This is a genomic window from Paraburkholderia sp. RCC_158 (assembly GCF_041355255.1).
Taxonomy (GTDB): Bacteria; Pseudomonadota; Gammaproteobacteria; order Burkholderiales; family Burkholderiaceae; genus Paraburkholderia; species Paraburkholderia graminis.
Genome location: NZ_JBFUPM010000002.1, coordinates 1 through 14,308 on the forward strand (window position 1 = coordinate 1; position 14,308 = coordinate 14,308).

13 protein-coding genes are annotated in these 14,308 nt (G+C 64.0%); 8 read left to right on the plus strand and 5 right to left on the minus strand.

What is annotated here, in order from left to right; all coding sequences use genetic code 11:
• The coding region (locus AB6809_RS04330) for an ABC transporter ATP-binding protein (protein ID WP_371026042.1) at window positions 1-606 on the plus strand (606 nt) is incomplete at its 5' end.
• 147 nt (window positions 607-753) lie between these two features.
• Here the strand turns inward: AB6809_RS04330 and AB6809_RS04335 are convergent.
• The 3 genes from AB6809_RS04335 to AB6809_RS04345 form a co-directional block, all read right to left on the minus strand.
• Complete coding sequence (locus AB6809_RS04335) at window positions 754-1,221, minus strand: GNAT family acetyltransferase (protein ID WP_044021325.1); 468 nt, start codon at window positions 1,219-1,221, stop codon at window positions 754-756.
• 19 nt (window positions 1,222-1,240) lie between these two features.
• Complete coding sequence (locus AB6809_RS04340; protein WP_006050127.1) at window positions 1,241-2,425, minus strand: acetylornithine transaminase; 1,185 nt, start codon at window positions 2,423-2,425, stop codon at window positions 1,241-1,243.
• Between the two features lie 261 nt (window positions 2,426-2,686).
• A complete protein-coding gene (locus AB6809_RS04345) occupies window positions 2,687-3,718 on the minus strand; it encodes a CDP-6-deoxy-delta-3,4-glucoseen reductase (protein WP_053858651.1) in 1,032 nt (343 codons plus the stop codon).
• Window positions 3,719-3,855: 137 nt separating this feature from the next.
• Here AB6809_RS04345 and AB6809_RS04350 point away from each other — a divergent pair, with 137 nt between their 5' ends.
• Complete coding sequence (locus AB6809_RS04350; protein WP_029968025.1) at window positions 3,856-4,914, plus strand: NAD-dependent epimerase/dehydratase family protein; 1,059 nt, start codon at window positions 3,856-3,858, stop codon at window positions 4,912-4,914.
• A gap of 103 nt (window positions 4,915-5,017) precedes the next feature.
• Here AB6809_RS04350 and AB6809_RS04355 read toward each other — a convergent pair whose 3' ends face one another.
• Both AB6809_RS04355 and AB6809_RS04360 read right to left on the minus strand, forming a co-directional pair.
• The gene (locus AB6809_RS04355; RefSeq protein ID WP_006050130.1) at window positions 5,018-5,206 is read right to left on the minus strand and encodes a hypothetical protein; all 189 of its coding nucleotides are present in this window, start codon (window positions 5,204-5,206) and stop codon (window positions 5,018-5,020) included.
• A gap of 178 nt (window positions 5,207-5,384) precedes the next feature.
• A complete protein-coding gene (locus tag AB6809_RS04360; RefSeq protein ID WP_029968024.1) occupies window positions 5,385-6,104 on the minus strand; it encodes a pseudouridine synthase in 720 nt (239 codons plus the stop codon).
• A 93-nt stretch (window positions 6,105-6,197) separates the two neighbouring features.
• On the opposite strand from AB6809_RS04360, the gene AB6809_RS04365 reads away from it, so the two are divergent.
• From AB6809_RS04365 to gsiC, 6 genes are all read left to right on the plus strand, one after another.
• Window positions 6,198-7,451 (plus strand): MFS transporter, encoded by a 1,254-nt coding sequence (locus AB6809_RS04365; RefSeq protein ID WP_029968023.1) that lies wholly within the window; start codon window positions 6,198-6,200, stop codon window positions 7,449-7,451.
• Window positions 7,452-7,608: 157 nt separating this feature from the next.
• Window positions 7,609-8,592 (plus strand): MurR/RpiR family transcriptional regulator, encoded by a 984-nt coding sequence (locus AB6809_RS04370; RefSeq protein WP_029968022.1) that lies wholly within the window; start codon window positions 7,609-7,611, stop codon window positions 8,590-8,592.
• Window positions 8,589-9,590 carry an isoaspartyl peptidase/L-asparaginase family protein gene (locus AB6809_RS04375; protein ID WP_029968021.1) on the plus strand — a complete coding sequence of 334 codons (1,002 nt, stop codon included), beginning with the start codon at window positions 8,589-8,591 and terminating at the stop codon, window positions 9,588-9,590. Before AB6809_RS04370 ends, AB6809_RS04375 begins: the two co-directional genes overlap by 4 nt.
• A 59-nt stretch (window positions 9,591-9,649) precedes the next feature.
• Window positions 9,650-11,572 (plus strand): dipeptide ABC transporter ATP-binding protein, encoded by a 1,923-nt coding sequence (locus AB6809_RS04380; protein WP_006050135.1) that lies wholly within the window; start codon window positions 9,650-9,652, stop codon window positions 11,570-11,572.
• A gap of 130 nt (window positions 11,573-11,702) precedes the next feature.
• On the plus strand, window positions 11,703-13,265 hold the full coding sequence (gene gsiB, locus AB6809_RS04385) for a glutathione ABC transporter substrate-binding protein GsiB (protein ID WP_029968019.1): 1,563 nt from the start codon (window positions 11,703-11,705) through the stop codon (window positions 13,263-13,265).
• 118 nt (window positions 13,266-13,383) lie between these two features.
• Window positions 13,384-14,304, plus strand: a complete 921-nt coding sequence (gene gsiC, locus AB6809_RS04390) for a glutathione ABC transporter permease GsiC (RefSeq protein WP_006050137.1) — start codon at window positions 13,384-13,386, stop codon at window positions 14,302-14,304.
• The last annotated feature ends 4 nt before the right edge of the window (window positions 14,305-14,308 follow it).

Sequence of the window (14,308 nt, forward strand, 5' to 3'; positions counted from 1 at the left end):
GGCGCGAACGGCGCGGGCAAGACCACGACGATGAAGGCGATCACGGGTCTCAAGCCTTACGCAGCAGGCGACATCGAGTATATGGGCCAGTCGATCAAGGGCGTGCCGCCGCACGAGCTTTTGAAGCGCGGCCTCGCGATGGTGCCGGAAGGCCGCGGCATTTTCGCGCGCATGTCGATTGTCGAGAACATGCAGATGGGCGCTTATCTGCGCACCGACACCGACGGCATCAAGGCCGACGTCGATCGCATGTTCGGCTTTTTCCCGCGTCTCAAAGAGCGCGCCACGCAATACGCGGGCACGCTGTCGGGCGGCGAACAGCAGATGCTGGCGATGGCGCGCGCGATCATCTCGCGTCCCAAGCTGCTGCTGCTCGACGAGCCGTCGATGGGTCTGTCGCCGATCATGGTCGAGAAGATCTTCGAAGTGGTGCGCGCGATTTCGGGTGAAGGCATGACCGTGCTGCTGGTCGAGCAGAACGCCCGTCTCGCGTTGCAGGCCGCGAATCGCGGCTATGTGATGGACTCGGGTCTCGTCACGATGTCGGGGGATGCGAAGCAGATGCTGGACGATCCGAAGGTGCGGGCGGCTTATCTGGGTGAATGAGCTGGGTGAATGAGCTGGGTGAATGAGTTGGGCGAATAAGCCTCGCAAACTAAAGCCTCAATAACAAAGGCCGCATGCGTAACTAACGCATGCGGCCTTTGTCTTTGCGCGGCGCGGCGCGGCGCAGCACAGCGCACCACGAAGCACTCACCCCCGCGAAGAATCCGCCAGCTCGCCAAGACGTTTGCCGAAACTCACGACTTCATCCGCGCGATAACCGAGCGCCTCATAAAACGCGCGCACGTCGTTCTTCGCGGACAGCACTTGCAGATTCAGCTTCGGGCAGCCCAGCGCGGTCAGCGCCGCTTCGACGTGCGCGACCAGACGCGAGCCGATGCCATGCCGCCGCAACGACTCATCGACGGCGAGCGAGTAGAGCCAGCCGCGATGGCCGTCGTAGCCGCCCATCACCGTGCCGACCACGCGTTCACCCAGCACGGCCACGAAGAACAATTCGGGCTGCGTCGCGAGCTTGTTTGCGATCGACAGACGCGGGTTGCGTTGCGGCTTCGTCGCGTCCCGGTACTCGGGAAACGCCTGTTGCCACAACGCGATCACGGCGTCGGTGTCGCGTGCGTCGAAACGGCGGATCGAAAGCGCGGCGATTGTGCTCATCATGCGTGGCCCGCTTCGATTACAGCGTGTCGAGGATCGAACGCAGCATCGCCATCATCTGGTCGATCTCTTCGTTCGTGACGTTCAGCGCCGGCATGAAGCGCAGCAGGTTCGGACGCGCCGCGTTCAGCAGCAGGCCATCGGGCTGCATGTCGCGCGCCTTTTCGACGATCTGGTTACCGATGTCCTTGCCGAGCAGCAGCGCGCGCAGCAGACCTTCGCCGCGCTCGCCCTTGAAGCCGCGCTCTTCCGACAACTCCAGCAGCTTCGCGCGCAGATAGTCGCCGCGCGCGCGCACGCCTTCGAGGAAACCCGGCGCGGTCAGTTGCGAGATCACCGAATAGCCGACGGCCGTCATCAACGGATTGCCGTTGTAGGTGCCGCCCTGATCGCCCGCTTCGAAGATCGCAACTTCGGCTTTCGAAAGCAGCGCAGCCAGCGGCACGCCGCCGCCGATACCCTTGCCGAGCGTCATGATGTCCGGCTCGATGCCCGACAGCTCATACGCGAACAGCGTGCCGGCGCGACCGCAGCCGCTTTGCACTTCGTCGACGATCAGCAGCAGGTTGTGCTTGCGGGTCAGCTCGCGCAGTTGCTGCATGAATTCGCGCGTGGCGGGAATCACGCCGCCTTCGCCCTGAATGGGTTCGAGCATCACCGCGACCGTCTTCGCGTTGATCAGTTTTTCCACTGACGCGATGTCGTTCAGATCCGCTTTCGGGAAGCCCGGCACTTGCGGCGCGTAGATCGTGTCCCAGCCCGGCTTGCCGCTCGCCGACATGGTGGCGAGCGTGCGGCCGTGGAAGCTGTGATCGAACGTGATGATTTCGAACGCGCCGTCCTTGTTCTTTTTGCCCCACTTGCGCGCGAGCTTGATCGCGCCTTCGTTCGCTTCCGCGCCGCTGTTCGCGAAGAACACCTTGTCGAAGCAGCTATGTTGCGTGAGCAGGCCGGCGAGCTTCGCCATCGGCTCGTTATAGAAAGCCGGCGACGGATTGATGAGCAGTTGCGCCTGCTTGTTCAACGCTTCGATCATGCCTTCGTTGCAGTGCCCGAGCGAGTTCACGGCCCAGCCCTGAATGAAGTCGAGATAGCGCTTGCCGTTGTTGTCGTAGATCCACGAGCCCTTGCCGTGCGTGAAAACGATGTCGGGCCGGTTCGTGATGTACATCAGCGACTCGATCGGATACTCATTGAAGTTCATGACGGCAGGCTCCAGGCAGCGGGTAACAAGTGGGTAAGGGAAAAACAAAAAAGCCACGGCATGCCGTGGCTTTCATGATTCGAACAGCTTGCGCTCTGTTGTAGCGCGAATCCGTGATGAAGCCGGCGGCGTCCCTAGGGAAGCGGCGAGCGGCGACGTCGAAGTTCGGACTGGATGCGGTTCATGCGCGAAAGAATACGACAAGGCAAGCGCCGGTGTAAACCATGAATTTGCAGACAGCGCGTCGCGTCGGCGTTTTGCTTAGACGGCGTTGGCGAGATCCGCCGCGCTCGTGAACGAATCCGCGTAGAACTCGTCTTCGGGCAGGCGATGATGTTGCGTGAAATCGCGCTGCGCCGATTCGACCATGACCGGCGCGCCGCACGCATACACCTGATACGCGGACAGATCGGGCAGATCCTCGATCACCGCGCGATGCACGAAGCCGACGCGGCCGGTCCACGCATCGCTCGCGTCCGGCTCCGACAGCACCGGCACGAACTTGAAATTCGGAATCTCGCGCGCCCATTGCTCGGCAAGCTCGAGCAGATACAGGTCTTTCTTGCGACGCGCGCCCCAGTACAGCGTCATCGGGCGATCCAGGTTCTTGAACACCGCATGTTCGACGATGGCCTTCAGCGGTGCGAAGCCCGTGCCCGACGCGAGCAGCACGATCGGCTTGTCCGATTCTTCGCGCAGGAAGAACGTGCCGAGCGGCGCTTCGAAGCGCAGAATGTCGCGCTCTTTCATCGTGTTGAATACGTGATCCGTGAAGGCGCCGCCGGGCATGTGGCGGATATGCAGCTCGATCGGGCCTTCGGCGTGCGGCGCGTTCGCCATCGAATAGCTGCGGCGCTTGCCGTCCTTCAGAATGAACTCGAGGTACTGGCCAGCCAGATACTGAAGGCGTTCGTTCGCGGGAAGTTGCAGCTTGAGCACGACGACGTCGTCGGCCTTGCGCTCGATCGCGTTCACGCGGCACGGCAGCTTTTTGACCTGCACGTCGCCCACGCCGGCCACTTCGCGGATGTCGATTTCCAGATCCGAGCACGCCGTCGCGCAGCAGAAGAGCGCCATGCCGCGAGTCTTTTCATCGTTCGACAACGCCGACGACGAGTGCGCGCGCTGCTCGACCTGGCCGTTCACCACGGCGCCCTTGCACGAACCGCATGCGCCGTTCTTGCAGCCGTACGGCAGACCGATGCCCTGACGCAAGGCCGCGGTCAACACCGGTTCGTCCTGTTCTACCTGAAACTGCCGGCCGCTTTGCCGGAGCGTGACGTTAAATGCCATATGTGTTCGGAAATGGAAAGTCGGTAATCGTTAATAAGTCACGGCGAGGCTACGGCGAAGCTACAGCGAGGAGCAGCAAGGGCTGCGCCCACTGCCGCCCGATGCGCGCGGCGCGTGGCGGCTACAATGCCTGCACCATGAAAGCGACACGAAACTTCCGCCGTCCGCGCGTGTTGATCGTAGGTTGCGGCGATGTCGGCATGCGCTGCGTGCCTCTGCTGCTGCCGCACGCTCACGTCTTCGCGCTCACCAGCCACGCCGGGCGCTGCGCCGAATTGCGCGCCGCGGGCGTCTCGCCGCTGGTCGGCGATCTCGACGAGCGCCGCAGTCTGAAACGGCTCGCGGGTCTCGCGCCGACCGTGCTGCATCTCGCACCCCCGCAGAAAACCGGCGACGACGACCGCCGCACCCGCGCGTTGCTTGCAACCTTGAGCATGCGCCGCGACTTTGCTTTGGCACGCGCAACACGCTATGCAACGTCCGCGCCGATCGGGCGCATGCGCCGCGCTCGCGCCTCGTGGGCAACAGCAGGCACAGCGGCAGAACCAGCCAATATTGTACCCGACGGCCTTCGCCGGACCGCGGCTTCGCGCGCGCCCGTGCGCTTGGTCTATGCGAGCACGACGGGCGTCTATGGCGATTGCGGCGGCGCGTGGATCGACGAAACGCGCAGCGTCGAACCGGCCAATGCGCGCGCGAAGCGCCGCGTGTCCGCCGAGCGCCAGTTGCGGCGCGCAACCGCGCGCGGCTCGATTGCCGCGAGCATCGCGCGCATTCCCGGCATCTATGCGGGCAATCGCCTGCCGCTCGCGCGGCTCGAAAAACGCACGCCCGCGCTCGTCGCTACTGACGACGTCTACACGAACCACATTCACGCCGACGACCTCGCCGCGATTCTCGTGCGTCTCGCGACACACGGCCGGCCCGCGCGCGTGATCCACGCGTCCGACGACTCATCGCTGAAAATGGGCGAGTACTTCGATCTTGTTGCGGATGCATTCGGTTTGGCTCGCCCGCCGCGCATCACGCGGGAGCAAGCCGAAGCGCAGATCGAGCCGACCTTGCTGTCGTTCATGCGCGAGTCGAGGCGGCTCGTGAATCGCCGTCTGAAAGAGGAACTGGGCGTGCGTTTGCGCTATCCGAGCGTCGAGGATTTTTTGCGGGAAGCGGGGCGTGGCGAGCAGCGCTCGAAGTGATGAACGACGCCAAACTGTGAAGCGCGATAGCCACGTCGCGTGGCCGCGGACAACAGAGAACCCGGCGCGACCGTTGCGCGCCATGCGCCGCTCGCTTCGCCGTTCAGGTCAGCGCGGGCAGCGCCTCCAGCAGCAAAAAGCACAGCATTGCGCCGACCAACGCGCCGATCAGATTGGGATCGTACTTGTGCCGCCGCCGCATCACTATCAGCAATCCGCCGATCAGCAGCACCCCGAGACACACAAACGCCACCATCACATATGAGTTCATGATTCCGTTATGGACGATCATGGCGCCTCCTTGAACTCTTTGTAGTCTTTGTTTAGACGAGTATAGGGCGAGCCATGAGCAACCGCATGCTGCGGCGCAGCGTTCAACGCATGCAGGGCGCGAGCGAATGTGCGTCCGCGCGCATCGAATGTCCTGCGTCGTCAGAGAGTTGCGTGCGCTGTAGCGGCGCTGTTGTCGTTTACCCAGTCCGTGAAGATCCCAACAACTTCAGCTCGGTTTCGTCGAGCCATTGCCACGCGCCGGGCGCAAGCGTCGCGGGCAACGCAAGGCCGCCAACGCGCTCGCGATGCAGCGCTTCGCAACGGTTGCCCGCCGCGGCGATCATCCGCTTGACCTGGTGATACTTGCCTTCCATCACGGTAAGCGCGAGCGAGCGCTCGCCGCGCGCCTGAGCGTCGATCGCGGCCACCGCTTTCGACTCGCCGTGCAACAGCACGCCATCGCGCAACGCACTCAACTGCTGGTCGTCGATAGCATGGCGCGTGGTCGCGACGTACACCTTCGGCACCTTGCGTTTCGGCGACGTGAACATGTGCACGAACTTGCCGTCGTCGGAGAGCAGCAGCAGGCCGGTCGTGTCCTGATCGAGCCGGCCCACGCATTGCACGCCGCGCTCGGCGAATTGCGGCGGCAGCAGACTGAACACGCTCAAATGATGCTGCGGATCGCGCGAGCATTCATAGCCCGCCGGCTTGTTGAGCAGCAGATACGCATGCTCGCGATACGGCCACGGCACACCGTCGACGCTGAAGCTGAACGACGCGTCGTCGGTTGCAAAGTCCGCATCCGGGTCCGTGCATACGATGCCGCCAATCGCGACGCGAGCGTCCGCAATCAGCGCGCGGCATTGACGGCGCGAGCCGAAGCCTTGGGAGAAAAGAATGCTTTCGAGATTCATGGCGAGCGAAGAATAACACCGCAAGAAGCGGGGCGTGCCGCGCGGCGATCGCGGCCACGATGGTCACTTCCTAATCCGTTGCAGGAGCCATCGATGCACGCCACGCCGTCCTCATCCCGTGTCGCTTTGCCGGCCGCTTTTCAGCGGCTTGCATGGTCGAATCTCGTGGCGCAATCGGCCGAGCAGATCAGCCTTGCCGCCGCGCCGCTCGTCGCAGTGTTCGCACTCGGCGCCGACGCGCGCGGCACCGGCCTGTTGCAGACAGCGCAGACGTTGCCGTTCCTGTTGCTGTCGATTCCGCTCGGCGTCTGGGCCGACCGCCGCTCGCGCCGCACGTTGATGGCGCTCGCCGAAAGCCTGCGTGTCGTCGCGATGCTGTTCGTTCTCATGCTTCTGCTGACTCATGCACTCAATCTTCCCTTGCTCGGCGCGCTCGGTTTCATTGCCGCGACGGGCACGGTCGCCTACAACGTTGCCGCGCCGTCACTGGTGCCGTCGATCGTCTCGCGCGAAGCGTATGCGAGCGCCAATGGACGCCTCGAACTGGCGCGCAGCGTTGCGTATTCGGCGGGACCGGCGCTCGGCGGGTTGCTCGTCGGCTGGATCGGCGCGGGCTGGGCATACGGCTGCGCGGCGGGCTTGTCGGCGCTGGCCGTGGCTTTGCTCGCGGGATTGCGCGAACCGCCTCGCGCGCCAGTGCCCGCGCGTCACTTCATGCACGAACTGCGCGACGGCACGCGCTTCGTTTGGCGCGATGCGTTACTGCTTCCGATGCTCGCAACCGCGGTCTTTTTCAACCTCGGCTTCTTCGTGCTGCAAGCGGTGTACGTGCCGTATGCGGTGCATCGGCTCGGGCTCAGTGCGTCGGCGGTTGGCATCACGCTTGGCGCGTATGGCGTCGGCATGGTGTGCGGCGCGCTGGCCGCGCCCGCCATCGCGCGACGCCTCGCGTTCGGGCGCGTGCTGATGATCGGGCCGTCGTGCGGACTGCTGGCTTCGCTCGTGATGGTGGCGACGCTCGTCGCGCCGTCGTTCTGGCTCGCGCTGCTCAGCTTCTTCCTGCTCGGCGTTGGGCCGATCCTCTGGGTGGTCGGCTCGACCACGCTGCGTCAGGCCATCACGCCGCAACGGATGATGGGCCGCGTCTCGGCGCTCAACAGCACGGCCACCTACGGCGCGCGGCCTGCGGGCGCATTGCTGGGTGCGTTGATCAGCGCGCATTGGAGCGTGGACGCGTGCCTCGTCGTAGCGGCAGTGGCGTTTCTCGTGCAGGCGTCGATCATTGCGATGTCGCCTGCCGCGCGGCTCGCCCGCATTCCCGAACAGCAACATGCCGCCGCTTGCTGAAGATCAATTCCATTGCGTGCAGGACGCCAGGGCAAACCCGTAAAAATGAAAATGAATGTTTTTCTAGGCCGATTCCATGTAAATATACTTTCATGCATTCCGCTTACACCACTAAAAACTCGCTGTTGCAAAGACACTACCGCGCTGCATCGCCCGCATGATTCATCAATCGTCCGTTGCATCCAGTCAGGCCGAGCAGGCTATCGCCGCGCGCATCGCGGCAGCCATGCCCACGCTCACGCCGATTCATCGGCGCATGGGCGAGTACGTGCTGGCCAATCTGTTTCGCGCGGCCACCATGCGGATCGACGAGCTTGCGAGCGTGGTCGGCGCGTCGGTTGCAACGGCGAATCGCTTCGCGCGCGCGCTCGGCTTCGACGGCTATCCGCAGTTTCGTGAGGCGCTCGTGCGCGGATTCGAGGCGACGCTCGCGCCGGTCGAGCGGCTACGCAGCGCGCAAGAGTCGCTCGCCGCGGGCGACGATGTCGTCGACGCTTCGCTCGAACAGGCGGCCAGCAATCTGCATTTGACGCGCACCGCGATCGACAGCGCCGCCGCCGAAGCCGTCGTCGAAGCCATTCTCGCGGCGCGCCGCGTGTTCGTGCTCGGCGCGGGCACGAGCGCGTTTCTCGCCGGGCTGATGGAGCACAACCTGATGGCCTATCACGACAACGTGCAGTCGCTCGCGTTCATCGGCGGACCGTCGCATGCCGCGCGGCGTCTGTTCAATTGCGATAAAGGCGACCTGGTGATCGGCATCGCCTTCCCGCGTTATGTCGACGACACCATCGAACTCGCGCGCCGTGCGGCGACGCGCGGGGCACGCGTGCTTGCGCTCACCGACGGTCCGCGCTCGCCGCTCGCGCAATTCGCCGACCTGTCGTTGTATGTGCGTTCCGAACGCCGGCTTGCGGCGAACGCGGACGCGGCCGTTCTCGCGGTGATCGAAGCGCTGTGCGACGCGGTTGCGTATCGCGCCAAACGCTCGGTGAAGGCGGCCGCCGAAGTCACCGAATTCGTCCTGCCGTGGCTTACCGATCCGCTCTCCGCGTCGGCGTCGGCGAGTACGGTCGCGCAGGCGGCCGGCGCTGCTGTCGCAAAACATCGCACTGCCAAAGCCCAACCCAAACTCAAACGATGAACACCAACGCAGTCATTGCCATTCACGGCGGAGCGGGCACGATCCTGCGCGCGTCGCTCACGCCGAGCGCCGAAGCCGAATATCACGCGGCGCTGCACGCGGTGCTGAGCGCCGGTCAACGCGTACTCGCGGACGGCGGCAGCGCGCTCGACGCGGTGAGCGAAGCGGTGCGGCTGCTCGAAGACTGTCCGCTGTTCAACGCGGGCCGTGGCGCTGTGTACACCGCGGCGGGCACGCACGAACTCGACGCGGCGATCATGGACGGCAGCACGCTCGAAGCCGGCGCGGTCTGCTGCGTGAAGCGCGTGCGCAATCCGGTTCTGGCGGCGCGCAGTGTGCTCGAGCGTAGCGAACATGTGCTTTTCACCGGCGAAGGCGCCGAAAGTTTCGCCGCCGCGCAGGGACTCGAATTCGTCGAGCCTGCGTACTTCGATACCGAGGCGCGTCATCGTCAATGGCTGCTTGCGCGCGATCAGCAACGTGCGATGCTCGACCACGACGGCGCGAGTCTCGCTGCTTCGTCGTCGTCATCGTCAACGGCTGCTCAGGAGCCCACGCCGCACGAACCGATCGATCCGAACCGCAAGTTCGGTACTGTCGGCGCGGTCGCGCTCGACCGGCACGGCCACGTGGCCGCGGCGACATCGACGGGCGGCGTCACCAATAAACAGTTGGGACGCGTGGGCGATACGCCGCTGATCGGCGCGGGCTGTTATGCGGACGACGCGACCTGCGCGGTCTCGACAACCGGCTCGGGGGAAATGTTCATGCGCATGGTCGCCGCCTACGACGTCGCCGCGCAAATGGCCTATCGCAACGTGTCGTTGCACGACGCCGCGCACGACGTTGTGATGAACCGCCTGCCGAAGATCGACGGCCGCGGCGGCCTGATCGCCGTCGACGCGCGCGGCAACATTGCGCTGCCGTTCAATACCGAGGGCATGTACCGCGGTTTCGCGCGCGTCGGCGAAACGCCGGTGACGGCGATCTACCGTTAGTTCGTCATCCAGAATAATATTGCAGAACCGCCCGCGCGTTCGAATTTAAAGGAACCACCGTGCCGACTTCATCGCACACCGCCAGCCCGCTTATTGAACCCTTGCCGCCGCAGCGCGTGCTGTCGGTCGACAACCTGTCGGTTGCGTTTCGCAGCGGCGAGACCACGTTTAACGCGGTGCGCGATCTGTCGTTCACGGTCGAGCGCGGCGAGACGCTCGCGATCGTCGGCGAATCGGGGTCCGGCAAATCGGTGACATCGCTCGCGTTGATGCGGCTGATCGAGCACGGCGGTGGGCGCCTTGCCGGCGGCAGCATCATGTTCCGGCGCCGCGACGGCAACGTGCTCGACCTCGCGAAAGCGTCGTCGGGCACGATGCGTTCGATTCGCGGCGCCGACATCGCGATGATCTTTCAGGAGCCGATGACGTCGCTCAATCCGGTCTTCACGGTGGGCGATCAGATCAGCGAGGCCATTTCGCTGCATCAAGGCAAGAGCCGTTCCGCGGCCTTCGCCGAGACGTTGCGCCTGCTCGAACTCGTGCGCATTCCCGAGGCGCGGCGCGTGGCCGCGCGCTTTCCGCATCAACTGTCGGGCGGCATGCGCCAGCGCGTGATGATCGCGATGGCGCTGTCGTGCAAGCCCGCGTTGCTGATCGCCGACGAACCCACCACCGCGCTCGACGTGACCATTCAGGCGCAGATTCTGCAACTGATCCGCGGCTTGCAGGACGAGATGAACATGGGCGTGATCTTCATCACGCACGACATGGGCGTGGTCGCGGAAGTCGCAGACCGCGTGCTCGTGATGTATCGCGGAGAAAAAGTGGAAGAGGGCGCGTCGGATACGATTTTTGCCGCTCCGTCGCATGCTTATACGAAGGCGCTGCTCGCGGCCGTGCCGCGTCTCGGCGCAATGCAAGGCACCGATCAGCCCGCGAAGTTTCCGATTCTGACCGTCGAGCAGGCGAGCTTGAGCGGCGCCGATGAACCCGTGCGCCCCGCGGCCGCCGTCGCGAAAGAAGAGCAGCCGCGCGTCGATGAAAGCACGCCGCCTATTCTGCGTGTGCGCGATCTCGTCACGCGCTTTCCGGTGCGAAGCGGTCTCTTTGGCCGCCTGACCGGCCGCGTGCATGCCGTCGAAAAAGTCAGCTTCGATTTGCGGCCGGGCGAGACGCTCGCGCTCGTCGGCGAGTCGGGCTGCGGCAAGTCGACCACGGGCCGCTCGTTGTTGCGACTGGTGCAAAGCCAAAGCGGCTCAATCGAATTCAACGGCCGCGAAATCAGTTCGCTGACCGGCGCGTCACTACAGGCATTACGCCGCGACATCCAGTTCATTTTTCAGGACCCGTTCGCGTCGCTCAATCCGCGGCTCACGGTCGGCTTTTCGATCATGGAGCCGCTGCTCGTGCACGGCGTCGCGCAAGGTGCCGAGGCGCAAGCGCGAGTCGCGTGGCTGCTCGAAAAAGTCGGCTTGCCGCCCGAGGCCGCGCGCCGCTATCCGCATGAATTCTCCGGCGGTCAGCGGCAACGCATTGCAATTGCGCGCGCGCTCGCATTGAATCCGAAAGTCGTGATCGCAGACGAATCCGTTTCCGCGCTCGATGTCTCCGTGCAGGCGCAGATCGTCAATCTGATGCTCGATTTGCAGCGCGAACTGGGCGTCGCGTATCTGTTCATTTCGCACGACATGGCGGTGGTCGAGCGCGTCAGTCATCGCGTGGCCGTGATGTATCTCGGACAGATCGTCGAAATCGGGCCGCGTCGTGCGGTGTTCGAGGCGCCGCAGCATCCGTACACGAGAAAGCTGATGGGCGCGGTGCCGGTTGCCGATCCGGCGCGCCGTCACGCGAAACGCATGCTCGCCGCCGACGAAATCCCGAGCCCGATCCGCGCATTGAACGATGAGCCCGTGGTAGCGCCGCTTATCGCGGTCGGGCCCGATCACTTCGTCGCGCAGCATCGCGTGGGCGGTGCGTATTGAACGAGTCATCAAAGCCGAACGATTAAAGCAGCAAAGCAAAAAGCAAAGCAAAAAAGCCTCGGCGCAACACGCCGAAGCAAGTCGTCAAACACAACCTAAACCGTTTCAACTCGCAGCCTGGAGCCAACTCATGAACCTGCTGGTCCCGTCTTCTCCGTTTCGTTTGCGCGCGCTGCTCGGCGGCGGCGCAGTAGTGTTCGCCATGCTCGCGGGCAACGCCGCGCACGCCGAAACGACTGCAGTGATGGCCGTCGCCACGAACTTCACGACGCTTGATCCCTACGATGCCAACGACACGCTCTCGCAAGCCGTCGCGAAGTCGTTCTATCAGGGCCTCTTCGGCTTCGACAAGGACATGAAGCTCGTCAACGTGCTCGCCGACAGCTATGAAGCGAGCCCCGATGCGCGCGTCTACACGTTCAAGCTGCGTCATGGCGTCAAGTTCCAGGACGGCACGGACTTCAACGCCAACGCTGTCAAGGCGAACTTCGACCGCGTGACCGATCCGGCGAACAAGCTCAAGCGCTACAACATGTTCAACCGTATCGAGAAGACCGAAGTGGTCGATCCGTACACGGTGAAGATCACGCTGAAGGCGCCGTTCTCGGCATTCGTGAACGTGCTCGCGCATCCGTCGGCGGTGATGATTTCGCCTGACGCGCTGAAGAAATACGGCAAGGACATCGCGTTCCATCCGGTCGGCACAGGTCCGTTCGAATTCGTGAAGTGGGACCCGGCAGGCGACCTGACGGTGAAGAAGTTTGCCGGCTACTGGAAGAAGGGCTACCCGAAGATCGACGCGATCGACTGGAAGCCGGTGGTCGACAACAACACGCGCGCCGCGCTGATGCGCACCGGCGAAGCGGACTTCGCGTTTCAGGTGCCGTTCGAGCAGGCTGCGCAATTGCAGTCGAGCCCGAAGGTCGATCTGATCGCATCGCCTTCGATCATTCAGCGCTATATCAGCCTGAACCTGAATCAGAAGCCGTTCGATAACCCGAAGGTGCGCGAGGCGCTCAACTACGCGGTCAACAAGGAAGCGCTGACGAAGGTCGTGTTCGCCGGTTATGCAACGCCGGCTGACGGCGTGGTGCCGCAGGGCGTCGACTATGCGGTGAAGCTCGGGCCGTGGCCGTACGATCCGGCGAAGGCGCGCGCGTTGCTGAAGGAAGCCGGCTATCCGAACGGCTTCGAAACTACGCTGTGGTCCGCGTATAACTACTCGACGGCGCAGAAGGTCATTCAGTTCGTGCAGCAGCAACTCGCGCAGGTCGGCATCAAGGCGCAGGTCGAAGCGCTTGAAGCCGGTCAGCGCGTCGCCCGAGTCGAAAGCGCGCAGGACGCCGCCACTGCGCCGGTGCGCATGTATTACGCGGGCTGGTCGTCGTCGACGGGCGAAGCCGACTGGGCGATCACGCCGCTGCTCGCAACGGTCTCGTTCCCGCCGAAGATGATGAACACGGCGTACTACAAGAACGATACCGTCGACAACGATCTGAAGCAGGCGCTCGAAACCACCGACCGCGCGCAGAAGGCCGCGCTCTACACGGACGCGCAAAAGCGCATCTGGGCCGACGCGCCGTGGATTTTCCTTGTCAAGGAAAAGGTCGTGTATGCGCGCAGCAAGCGTCTGTCGGGTGCGTATGTCGCGCCGGACGGTTCGTTTAACTTCGACGAAATCGCCATCAAGTGACGAGCCGGGCGCGCGGCGCTGCACGTCGATCAGGACGCTTCAGGACGCGCGGCGCCGCGCGCTCGCGTGTGCAGTACATGGTATTTCGTTGCCCGAATCATTGCCGGATTGAGCTTCAATGCTGAATTTCATCGTCAAACGTCTCTTTGGTCTGCTGCCGACGCTCGCGATCGTCGCGGTGCTGGTCTTTCTGTTCGTGCATCTGCTGCCGGGCGATCCAGCGCGGCTCGCGGCCGGTCCCGATGCCGACGAAGCGACCGTCGCTCTCGTGCGCGCCGACCTCGGGCTCGACAAGCCGATGCCGCAGCAATTCGCGCGCTTCTTCGTGAAGATCGCGCACGGCGACTTCGGCATTTCCACACGCAGCAAGCGGCCCGTGAGCGAGGAGATCGCCGAGCGCTTCATGCCGACGCTGCTGCTCACGCTCGCGAGCATGGTGTGGGCGGTGGTGCTGGGCATGGGCATCGGCATCGTGTCGGCGGTGTGGCGTAACCGTTGGCCGGACCGGCTCGGCATGACGCTTGCCGTGTCCGGCATTTCGTTTCCTGCCTTCGCGCTCGGCATGCTGCTGATGGAAATCTTCTCGGTGAAGCTCGGCTGGCTGCCTATCGTCGGCGATGGTTCGTGGCAGAGCTACATCCTCCCTTCGCTGACGCTCGGCGCGGCCGTCGCGGCAGTGATGGCGCGCTTCACGCGCGCGTCGTTCGTCGAAGTGATGAACGAAGACTTCGTGCGCACCGCGCGCGCGAAGGGCGTGCCCGAGCGGCTCGTGATCGTCAAGCACTGCCTGCGCAACGCGATGATTCCCGTCGTCACGATGATGGGCCTTCAGTTCGGCTTTCTGCTCGGCGGCTCGATTGTCGTCGAGGTCGTGTTCAACTGGCCGGGCCTCGGGCGCCTGCTGGTGGATGCGGTGTCGATGCGCGACTATCCGGTGATTCAGGCGGAGGTGCTGTTGTTCTCGCTCGAATTCATCATCATCAACCTGGTCGTGGACGTGCTGTACGCCGTGATCAATCCGACTATCCGTTTCAAGTGAGGCC

Excerpts from the sequence above, each read along its gene's own strand:
- AB6809_RS04335 (WP_044021325.1), bottom strand. The coding sequence starts at position 1,221 with ATGAGCACAATCGCCGCGCTTTCGATCCGCCGTTTCGACGCACGCGAC.
- AB6809_RS04340 (WP_006050127.1), bottom strand. The coding sequence starts at position 2,425 with ATGAACTTCAATGAGTATCCGATCGAGTCGCTGATGTACATCACGAAC.
- AB6809_RS04345 (WP_053858651.1), bottom strand. The coding sequence starts at position 3,718 with ATGGCATTTAACGTCACGCTCCGGCAAAGCGGCCGGCAGTTTCAGGTA.
- AB6809_RS04350 (WP_029968025.1), top strand. The coding sequence starts at position 3,856 with ATGAAAGCGACACGAAACTTCCGCCGTCCGCGCGTGTTGATCGTAGGT.
- AB6809_RS04355 (WP_006050130.1), bottom strand. The coding sequence starts at position 5,206 with ATGATCGTCCATAACGGAATCATGAACTCATATGTGATGGTGGCGTTT.
- AB6809_RS04360 (WP_029968024.1), bottom strand. The coding sequence starts at position 6,104 with ATGAATCTCGAAAGCATTCTTTTCTCCCAAGGCTTCGGCTCGCGCCGT.
- AB6809_RS04365 (WP_029968023.1), top strand. The coding sequence starts at position 6,198 with ATGCACGCCACGCCGTCCTCATCCCGTGTCGCTTTGCCGGCCGCTTTT.
- AB6809_RS04370 (WP_029968022.1), top strand. The coding sequence starts at position 7,609 with ATGATTCATCAATCGTCCGTTGCATCCAGTCAGGCCGAGCAGGCTATC.
- AB6809_RS04375 (WP_029968021.1), top strand. The coding sequence starts at position 8,589 with ATGAACACCAACGCAGTCATTGCCATTCACGGCGGAGCGGGCACGATC.
- gsiB (WP_029968019.1), top strand. The coding sequence starts at position 11,703 with ATGAACCTGCTGGTCCCGTCTTCTCCGTTTCGTTTGCGCGCGCTGCTC.
- gsiC (WP_006050137.1), top strand. The coding sequence starts at position 13,384 with ATGCTGAATTTCATCGTCAAACGTCTCTTTGGTCTGCTGCCGACGCTC.